The organism is uncultured Cetobacterium sp. (genome assembly GCF_947038635.1).
GTDB lineage: Bacteria > Fusobacteriota > Fusobacteriia > Fusobacteriales > Fusobacteriaceae > Cetobacterium_A.
Map to the genome: position 1 here is coordinate 1 of NZ_CAMQXC010000074.1, position 11,017 is coordinate 11,017.

Here is an 11,017-nt window from a genome sequence, read left to right on the forward strand (position 1 = left end):
AGGTACAGATAGATATAGATGGAGATAATACTATAAATGATAAAACAGAAACATCGACAGCACCAGTAAAAGTTACGAGTAAAACTGATATTTTATTAGAAAAAACCACTCCAATGACAACTATTGTAAAAGGAGAAGATATAACATATACAATTAAATTAACAAATTTAGGTAATATACCTTTAAAAAATTATACATTAGAGGATATCCCAGAAATAGATAAAGTTAATTCAGATACATTAAAAAATGTAGTTATTAAATTAAATGGTTCTACAATAACTAATGCAAGTTTTGTATTCAATAAAACTCTAAATAAATTTGAATTAATAAATGAAAAACCAATAGTTCCTTTAAATGGAGTTTTAGAAGTAATATATACAATAACAAGTAAATCTGATATAACGAATATTAATTCTGGAATTACAAATATAGCTAATTTTAAATTTGAAAATATAGAAAAAGAAGCGAAAGCATTCGTTAATTTATCGACAATAAATATTACAAAAATATCAAATAACGAGAATCAAATTCTTCAAGGTGGAGATGAAGTAGTTTATACAATAGTGTTGAAAACAAACTCTAAAAATGAGCAACAAGTTATAGTAAAAGATAATCTTTTAGAAATTAATAAATATAATAATTTACCAATTTTAAAAATAGAAGATATAAAAGATATAAAAATTAATGGAGATTTAATAAATAATGGTAAAGATATGTTTACTACTCAAGGATTAAATTTAACAATACTTGGAACATCTTTAGAAAGCGATATGGAAACACTAATAACTTACACATTAATTATACCAAAGAATATTTCAGAAGAGATTTTAGAGATAAAAAATGAAGCTATTGTTATAAAAAATGAGGTGGAAATAAAAAGTGATGAGATTGTAATTCAACTAGATAAACCAAAATTACTTTTGAGACATGATGTATTTAGATATGATAATAAATATAATGATAGCAATCAAATTATTTTAGAAGAAAAACCGATAGCAGAAAATGTAGAAAGTTCTGAAGGAAAAAACTCTAAGCCACCGGTTGTATTTGCAGGAGAGGATGTTTTATACTATCTTAGCTTAGTTAATAAAACTAAAGTTCCCATGAAAGGAAAAACAGTTATTAATCATCAATTAGATACTAAACAAATAAAAGATGATAATGGGTTAAATGCATTTACAAATCATGAGTTTTTAGGTATTGTTTTTACTTCTTTAGATACTGGAGAAAAAGTTTACTATTCAAAAAATGAGCTTTATCAAAATCCACAAGTTTTAGTAAAAGGAAAGGTAAATTTAAAACAAATAGATAACATGGTTGCAGAAAATGTAGAAAATTTAAATGATATAAATAATGAAATGGCAAAATCGATATTAAATAAATTATCTAATTTATATGCGGTTTCAACTACTTCATTACCTCCTGCAACAAATTTAGGTATATCTAATCAAGAAAGTAGCTTTGAATTTGAAGATATAGTTCCTTCACGAAGCGTAATATCTTTTGTAGTAAAATCTACAGTTAATCCCAAAGGAGTATTCGCAAAAACAAAGCAAATTGCAACATATGATTATTTACCAAATGATCCGTTACAAAATACATCTGAAGGAGAGTTAAGAAGAACTCTTATTGTATTAGGTAGAAAAAATACAGATTTAGTGCTGAGTAAACGTTCTGAATTAGAGGAAGCATCAGTTGGAAAATTTATACCGTATATTATACAAATTAAAAATGTAGGAGAAGACACAGCAACAAATGTATATGTTCAGGATAAAATTCCCCCAGGATTTATATACGTTGAAGGATCAGCAGTTCAAGTTTTAAATGAAAGCTATGCTGAAAATAAAATACCAACAACAGGAGTAAAAGAGATAAAGTTTGGACCTATATCAGAGATAAAATCTGGTGATATAGTAAAAATAAAATATTTATTGAAAGTAGGTGTAGGAGTAAAACCAGGAACTTATAAAAATACAGCAATATCTATAGATAGTTTAGATAAAGCAATATCAAATTCAGATTCTGTAGATGTAGAGATTATATCAGATCCAATATTTGAGCATACAACAATTATAGGAAAAGTTTTCCACGATAGAGATGGAGACGGGATTCAAGACTATGCAACAGCTAAAAACGTTGTAATAGATGTTAAAATTCCAAAAGAGTATTATAAAAATAATACAACAACAGTTTCTAAAGATGGAAAAACATATAGTTTTAGTGATTCTTATGACAAAGTAACAATAAGAGAGATTAAAGGAAGAGTATCAGAATTAGAACCAGCAACAAATAACATGGTTGTTATAAGAAAAGAGTTAGTAAAACCGATTGTGGCAGATGTAAGAGTTCAAACAAATAGAGGAACTGATATAACTCAGCAAAGTAATGGAAAAGTTATAACAACACATACTGGTGATAAAGTAAAAGGTATGACAAGTCAAGATATAGTTATAACTCAAAGAGTAGTAAAAGATGCAAATAATAAAATAATACTCGAAATATTTATACTAAATAATGGAATACAGGAAGAAGGATTATCAGGAGTTAGATTGGCCACACCAGAGGGAATAGTTGTAGAAACAGATAGATTTGGAAGATACCATATACCTCCAGTAGCTGAAACTTTAGGGAAAAATTATATTATCAAAGTGGATACAACAACACTACCTAAAGGAGCAGAATTTACAACAGAAAACCCAAGGGTTAGGCATTTAGGGAAAGTGATGATGAAATTTAATTTTGGTGTTAAACTTCCACCATTAAAAACTCCAGAGAAAGAGAAAAAACAGTAGATAAAGTGAGAGAGAGTTCATCTCTATCTCGTTTTTTATAAATATATTGAAAAAGTAGAAATTCAGTGATAAAATGTAGTGATTAGTAAAAATAGGAGGAGTTTTAAATTGGAAGAAAAAATCACAATTACTATGCTAATTTTACTTACAATGATGTTTATGAGAAACGTAATTTAAAATAAAAATCCCCTTCTTTAAAAGGGGATTTTTATTTATATTTTTATCTCTAGAGATAAAATAATTCCTCTACCTAGTCCTTCTATATTAAAGTTGTTTCCACATGCAATAAGAGTATCCTCTTTTCCTAAAGTATATTCATTACTATTCACACGAATATGACGATTTTCTTCTAAATTATAAAATATATTAATTGCTTTAGGAGAGAGTTCTTTTCCTAAGAATTCTGATTCAATAATTTTAAAATCTAAAAGATTAATATTTTCTTTAAAAATAAGATTGAAATCAATACTTTTTTCATCCGCTAAACTACTTGTATGACTATCACCAGAGAAAAATATATGTGATAGAGGTTTTAGATAATAATTTTTTCCATCCACTTCTAACTTAACACTTCCTGACAAAAGAATAAGAAGTCTTTTGTATCCTTTAAAAGATGTGAAATTATATTCTCCAGGATTTATACTTGCTGTTGAGACCCTGAAATTAAAAGGACTATTAATAGTTGAACCATCGGGATAAATATATAGCTCTTTAGAAACTCCTCCAGTCCAAAGGCGTTCTTTTTGATTTTCTTTTCTGACAATTTTATAATCCATAGTACCCTCCATATATTGAAGTTAATCTCACTACTTATATAGCTCATAAACTCCAAATAATCAAGGCTAATTTTCCAAAAAATAAAAAAAACTCTTGAAAAAATCAAGAGAGTTATTAAGCAATCTCCATAAGAGGTTTATCTTCATTAAAAGTATTGATAAAAGATTCCTTTTCACCGTTAGCTTCTAATCCTAAAATTATTAAATCAAGTAATTCATCCATAGTTTTACCTTTTAGTAGTTCTTTTATGTTTGCTTCAAGCATTTTTCCACCTCACCCCAAAAGTTATAATATTACACATATAATAATACAAAAAAAATGTGAAATAGTCAAACAAAAAAGAGATTTTTTTCAAAAAAAATGTTATAATTTTTAGTGAAAATGATTTTTAATAGAACAAGAGGTTGAAATGAAGAGGATAATATTACCAATATTAGTTATTATATCTATTTTTATAATGGCAATTTATTCACCTAAATTAAGTGTGGATTTAAAAGGAAAAACAAAATTTCCACAAGAGTTTGTTCAAGGTGAAGTAACTAAAGTTATAGATGAAGAACTAATGAAAGACCCTGTTGTAAAGGGTAAGTTTAGAGGTGGACAAAATTTAGAAGTAAAGATTTTAGAAGGAAAATATAAAGATAAAACTTTTAAAGTTTACAACTCTTTAAGTGCTCTTCACAATGTATATGCAGATGTAGGATTAAAAGCTATATTTACAGTGAGAGAGGAAAAGGAAAAACCTACAGTGTGGTTATATAACTTAAAAAGAGATCGTGCAATCTATCTTTTAGGTGCAATATTCATAGGAGCTGTTTTAGCCTTAGGGAAAATGAAAGGGGTAAAATCTCTATTAGCTTTAGTTTTTACTGGAGCAGTAATAATATATGTATTATTGCCACTTTTATTTAAAGGTGTGGATCCAGTATCAACTTCAATACTACTATCGTCTATAATAATAGTAGTTAGTTTCTTATTAATAGGTGGATATGATAGAAAAACATATTCAGCAATAATAGGAACTATTAGTGGTATAACTATTGCAGGATTAATCTCTTATGGATTTGGAAAAATAATGAGTTTAAGTGGACTAAATTTATCTGAAGGACAACAATTACTTTATATAACAAAAGATTTTAAACTTCAGATAGAAGGATTATTATTTGTATCCATATTAATTGCTTCTCTAGGAGCCGTTATGGATGTGGCAATGTCTATATCATCATCTGTAAATGAAATACATCAACATAAAAAAAGTTTAACTTCAAAGGAACTATTCCATTCGGCTATGGTAATAGGAAAGGATATAGTTGGAACAATGATAAACACATTGATACTTGCTTTTGCTGGAGGATCATTACCTTTAATGATGATGATATGGGGTTACGGAATGGTTTATCAGCAATTCATAAATATACCAGCTATAGCAATTGAGATTGTCAATGCTTTAGCAGGAAGTATAGGTATAATAGCAACTGTACCAATAACAGCAGTTGTTTCAATATTATTAATAAAAAGAAAAGGGGAGGAATAATAGTGAAAAGCACTAAATTCTTAGTTTTAGGAGCTCTTTTATCTATGGCTTTAATTGGTTGTGGAAAAAAAGAGGAAACACCTAAAACAGCAACAAACACAGAGGTTAAGGAGTATAAAGAAAATAAGCTTAATCTAGAGAAAAAAGTTATTACAAAGGGAGAGGCAGGACCAGAGGAAGTTACTTTATCTTTTGCAGCTACGTCTGACGTTCATGGAAGAATATATCCATATGAGTATGGAATTGATTCTGAAGATAAAAGTGCAGGATTTGCAAAAACTTATACAATTGTAAAAAACTTAAGAGAAAAAAATCCAAACTTAATTTTAATGGATATAGGAGATACTGTTCAAGATAATAGTGCTGAGTTATTTAATAACTTAGAAACACATCCTATGGTTGAAGCTATGAATACAATGGATTATGATGCATGGATTTTAGGAAATCATGAATTTAATTTTGAAAAAGATTTCTTATTAAGAAATGTTAAAAATTTCAAAGGATCGGTAATCTCTGTAAACATAGAGAATGAAGATGATGGATCAAAATTTGTTTTACCATACCAAATTTATGACGTTCAAGGAGTAAAGGTAGCTTTAGTAGGAGGAATTCCACCTCATGTTCCTATGTGGGAAGCTTCAGCTCCAGAGCATTTTAAAGGACTTACTTTTGAAGATCCAATGACAGCAGTAAAAGAAACTTTAGATGAATTAGAAGGAAAATATGATGTACTTGTAGGAGCTTTCCACTTAGGAAGAAAAGATGAGTATGGAAAAACTGGTGTATTTGATTTAGCACAAGCTTATCCTCAATTTGATCTTATATTTGCAGGTCACGAGCATGCTAGATATGTAACTGATGTAAATGGAACAACAGTTCTTGAGCCAGGTGCTTACGGATGGGGAGTTTCTAATGGAGAAATCAAAGTTGTTAAAAAAGATGGTAAGTGGGAAGTTAAGGATATAGTAGCTAAAAATGTGGAAACTAAAGATGTTTCAGCAGATAAAGATATGCTAGATCAGTTTAAAAATGTTCATGATGAATCAAGAGCTGATGCAAATAAAGTAGTTGGAAAAGTAAATGGTAAATTTATAGAGAGAACAGATTATATTACTGGTGAAGATAAAGTTACAACAATGCCAACGTCTCAATTAGAGGATAATGCAATAATTGAACTAATAAATGAAGTGCAAAATCATTTTGCAAAATCAGATGTTTCAGCAGCAGCAGTATTTAATTTTGACTCAAATTTAAATGCAGGAGATTTTAAAAAGAAGGATGTTGCATTTATTTACAAGTATACAAATACTTTAATGGGTGTAAATATGACTGGAGAAAATCTATTAAAATATATGGAATGGTCGATGGATTACTATAATCAAACAGAACCAGGAGACGTAACTATATCATTTAATCCAAAAGTTAGAGGATATAACTATGATATGTTTGACGGAGTAAATTATAAAGTTGATATATCTAAGCCAACTGGGCAAAGAATAGTTGACGCAACAATAAATGGTCAACCTATAGATCCAAAGAAAACATATAAAGTAGCTGTAAATAACTATAGATTTGGAACTCTTATGAACTTAGGACTTGTAACAGCTGAAGATAAATATTATGATTCTTATGAAGAGTTACAAGATGGTGGAAGAATTAGAGATCTTATTGTAAGATATGTACAAGAAAACTTAAAAGGTGAATTAAATCCAAAAGTTGATAACAACTGGTCGATAATTGGATTTGAAGAAAATGTTCCTGGAAAGGATGCTGTTATTGAAAAAATCAGAACAGGTGAAATAAAAGTACCAATGTCTGAGGATGGAAGAACATTAAATGTTCAATCAATAAACATAAATAACATATAATAGTAGTAAAAGCAAAAAAGAGGGAAGTTTTTTCCTCTTTTTTGTTTACTTTTTCAATAAATCAAGATACAATAAAGGGAATTTAGAAAATTATATACTTAATATATATCATATGTGTTAGTTCTAGGAGGAAAGATGTATCTATTAAAATTTAAAAAGAATTTAGTTGAAAAAATATGGGGTGGAAGAGGTTTTGAAACAACTTTAGGATTTCAATTACCTACTGATGAGTTATATGGAGAATCTTGGGAAGTGAGCTGTCATCCAGCAGGGATGTCTTATGTTGAAAACGGCGAGTTAAAAGGAAAAAGTCTAGAGGATATATTTAAAAAATATAGAGAAGAGCTTGTAGGAAAAGAGATTATCGAAAAATATGGAGAAAAGTTTCCACTTTTAATAAAGTATTTAGATATCAACGATAAGCTTTCTGTACAAGTTCATCCAAGTGATGAATACGCACTAAGAGTAGAAAAGGAATTTGGTAAAAGTGAAGTTTGGTATGTTATGGAAGCTAGTTCAGATGCTAAATTAATATTAGGGTTAAAAAAAGAGATTACACCAGAGATATATAAAGAAAAAGTAGATAAAAAAGATTTTACAGGTTTATTTAATGAGGTAAGTGTAAAAAAAGGTGACTTTATAGATGTAAAACCTGGAGTTGTCCATGGAACTTTAGAGGGATCTATTTTAATATGTGAGATACAGCAAAACTCAGACACAACTTATAGAATATATGATTTTGATAGAGAAGTAAATGGAGTAAAAAGAGAGCTACATTTAGATAAAGCTATGGATGTAATTGAATTTGGAAAAGATGTAGAGATAAGTTCAGAGGTTTCAAGAGAAAAGATAAAGATTCAAGATGCAACTGTTGAGGAGTTAATAAGAGGAGAATATTTTTCTATTGATAGATTATTAGTTAATGGAATATTTCAAGATGAAAGTTATAAAAACTTTAAAATATACTCAATACTTGATGGAGAGGGAAAATTAAAGTCTGATGAAATAGAGTATGAAGTAAAAAAGGGAGACACATACTTTATACCAGCAAATAAATCAGTTACAATAAGTGGGAAATTAGAGGTTATGAAAAGCTATATATAAATAAAATTTTAGGGGGATGGTATATGTCAAATAAAGCAATAGCTCTGCTAAAAGTTTTGTTACATGGAGATATCCATTTAGATGAAATAACAAAATATGTGGATTTAGATATTAATTCTATAGAAAGAAATATAAATGTACTTAATGAATACCTACGTGAAAAAGGAATAAAACCAATAAGAAAAATAAATAATATATATAGTCTTGAAAATAGAGATGAGAAATTTTCAGAATTTTTTTCAAAATTAGATATTCTTTCATCTAGAGAAAGACAAGATATATATTGTATAAGATTACTTTTAGATGGATACATTAATTTGGAAAAAGAAAGACAAGCTATGGGTGTTTCAAGAACCACAGCAATCAAAGATTTGAAAAAAGTAAGAGAGTTTTTAGAGGAAGAGGGAATAAAAGTTGAATCTAGAAATTCTAAGGGGATTTTTCTTAAAGAGATTAATGAAGGTAATTTATATAATATGCTTTGTGAAAAAATAATGAAATTATTTATAGATAGAGAGTTCCTTTCTAAGCAAAGAAAAGAGCTATTAGAAGAGATAGATATTTTAGAAGAAAAAGAGTATTTAAAGATATATTCTCAAATAACAGAAAAATTTAAATTAAAAAAATCTTCATTTTCATACTATGCAATTTATACAATGGCAATAATTGAAAGAATAAAAGGACCTATTAATTATGAAATAAATGGAATTGAAAAACATGAAGAGTTTAAAGAAACATTATTAGAGATAGAAAATATAAAAACATCAATTGAACTTTCATCTGAATTTAAAAGATTTTTGGCAAGTGTAGTATTAAAAATTAGATATAATTGCGACTTAAATAATCCATTAAAAGAGAGTTATAAAAAATTTATTAATAAAGTTCAAGAGATATTTATCCTTAGTGATAAAGAAAAAAAGAAGTTGTATAGTCAACTTGTAACATGCTATTCAATGGGATATTTAGATAAAAAATATGGGGTTTTATGGGTTAGAAAAAGTCCAAACTCTGAAAGATGTAAAAAACTTGGTAAAATAGTTGAAGATATATTAAAAGAGTTAAGTATAGATATGATTTATTCAGATATTTTAAGATTAGCAGGTTGCATAACAAATTTTTTTATGTCAGAAGAATATGTTGAAGGATTTAAAGTATTAAGTGTATCTAGAAATATTGATAATGAATACAGCCAAAGAGTTATAGAATCTATGAAAGTTTTTTATCCTAAAATATCTTTTACAACAGAATCATTTTTAGAGTTTAGGTTTAAAAGTAAAGAAGAGATTGATAGCTATAATTTAATAATATCAGATACAGAAAGCTACAGTATAAAAACTTTAAGAAAAGTAAATACTTTAAGTTTAAGAGAGATTCAAAGGTGCTTTATAGAATATGTTTTAGATAAAAGATTTGAAAATTTAAAAAAATAATAAATGTGTTTTTTATGATATAAAATGTGTTAAAAAAAGTATATATACACACGACATTAAAAATGATACTCTATATGTACAAATCCTTTTCTCTAATATATTCCCCCTAATATATATTTGAGAAAAATTCCAGAAGAACTCCACCCCCCGGAGTTCTTTTTTTATTTTTTGTAAAAATATATTTAGTATGTTATTATGAAATAAAGAAAAGTTAAGCATATGTAAAGTAGTGAGGTTATATGGGGGAAATATGAAGTTTATAATAATATTTTTTTTAATTTCTTTTGAAGTATTTTGTGTACAATATACACCAAGAACATATCAAGAGGAATTAAATTATATTAGATTAAAAAATAAAAAGTTTAGAGTAGGGATTATAAATAGTAAATTAAACGAAGAAGTATTAAATAATAGAAGTTTAAATAGTTTATCTGAAAGTTTTTTTAAAGATTATTTAAAATTAAATGTAGAGTTTTATAAAGGAAGCGAAAGTGATATTCAGAAATCGTTTATAGATAACAATTTAGATGTAGTTGCTTTAATAAAAAAAGGAAGTATAAATGATGAGGATACTTTATATAGTGAAGATATAAAAAGAGAAAGTAATATATTAAATTTTGGAGTAAAAAGTAATAATAAAAATTTATTAGATTTAATAAATAGTGGGTTAAGAGATAATTATAATTTAATATTTAATGAATTTTCTCAAGATAGGTTAAAAGAGTTAAAAAAAAGTTTATTTATAGAGAGCTTAACTGAAGAGGAAAAAAAATTTTTTATTCAAAAAGAAAATCGAAATCTAAAAATAGCTTATATAGAGTGTGAGTCATTGACTCATTACTCTCATTCTGAAGAAAAATTTATAGGAAGAATTCCAGAGATAATAAAAATTTTAAAAAAAGATTTAGATTTTCAAATAATTGAGATAAAAACAAAAAGTGGAGATTATGAAGAGGTATATAATCTTTTTTTAAAGAAAAAAATAAATATGATAGTTACATCTGCATGTAAAGATGAGAAATGTTTGGAAAAAAATAGTTACATATTGAGCAAAGAACTTTTTAAAATCCCGATATATGAAATTTATAATAACATTAAGCTTGATGTAAATGAAAGTAAAGTTGGAATTGTAAAAAATTCTTTAGAAAGTATTGGAGTAAAAGATATATTAGTTTCTCAAAATATAAAATATTATTCATCTAGAGAGAGATTGATGAGCTCATTTTTAAATAATACATTAAAAAGTATTGTTTTATTGGATATTAACAAAATAAATAAAAAAAATATAAGAGCAAAAATAATTGGAAATATGAGTATCTCTTTTGGATTTCCAAAAGAAGATTTAATAAAAAGAGATTTATTTAATAAAATTTTGGAATATTATATTGATTTTGAAGAGATTGAAGACAGTGTAGAGAAATATAAAAATGAGATAGTTATATCAAAAAATATAGAAAATAAAAACTATATATTACTCTCTAAGATAAGTTTAGTTTTATTATTATTAATGAG

Annotated in this window: 8 protein-coding genes; 6 read left to right on the forward strand and 2 right to left on the reverse strand. The window is 26.8% G+C overall.

Annotated elements, in window-relative coordinates; all coding sequences use genetic code 11:
* The coding region (locus tag Q0V08_RS07865; protein WP_297433682.1) for a hypothetical protein at positions 1-2,792 on the forward strand (2,792 nt) is incomplete at its 5' end.
* Between the two features lie 212 nt (positions 2,793-3,004).
* On the opposite strand, the gene Q0V08_RS07870 is transcribed toward Q0V08_RS07865, so the two are convergent.
* Positions 3,005-3,568 (reverse strand): HutD family protein, encoded by a 564-nt coding sequence (locus tag Q0V08_RS07870; protein ID WP_297433684.1) that lies wholly within the window; start codon positions 3,566-3,568, stop codon positions 3,005-3,007.
* 115 nt (positions 3,569-3,683) lie between these two features.
* Positions 3,684-3,833, reverse strand: a complete 150-nt coding sequence (locus Q0V08_RS07875) for a hypothetical protein (RefSeq protein ID WP_297433686.1) — start codon at positions 3,831-3,833, stop codon at positions 3,684-3,686.
* A gap of 145 nt (positions 3,834-3,978) precedes the next feature.
* Between Q0V08_RS07875 and Q0V08_RS07880 the strand changes: the two genes are divergently transcribed.
* From Q0V08_RS07880 to Q0V08_RS07900, 5 genes are all read left to right on the forward strand, one after another.
* Positions 3,979-5,103: a YibE/F family protein gene (locus Q0V08_RS07880; protein WP_297433688.1), complete on the forward strand. Its 1,125-nt coding sequence runs from the start codon at positions 3,979-3,981 to the stop codon at positions 5,101-5,103.
* A gap of 2 nt (positions 5,104-5,105) precedes the next feature.
* Positions 5,106-6,971, forward strand: a complete 1,866-nt coding sequence (locus tag Q0V08_RS07885; protein WP_297433689.1) for a 5'-nucleotidase C-terminal domain-containing protein — start codon at positions 5,106-5,108, stop codon at positions 6,969-6,971.
* A gap of 135 nt (positions 6,972-7,106) precedes the next feature.
* Complete coding sequence (locus Q0V08_RS07890; protein WP_297433690.1) at positions 7,107-8,075, forward strand: type I phosphomannose isomerase catalytic subunit; 969 nt, start codon at positions 7,107-7,109, stop codon at positions 8,073-8,075.
* A 23-nt stretch (positions 8,076-8,098) separates the two neighbouring features.
* Entirely contained in the window at positions 8,099-9,505 is a 1,407-nt protein-coding gene (locus Q0V08_RS07895) for a hypothetical protein (protein ID WP_297433691.1), read from the forward strand.
* Positions 9,506-9,755: 250 nt separating this feature from the next.
* Positions 9,756-11,017, forward strand: a 1,262-nt coding sequence (locus tag Q0V08_RS07900; RefSeq protein ID WP_297433693.1) for a hypothetical protein, incomplete at its 3' end; no start/stop codon positions are given.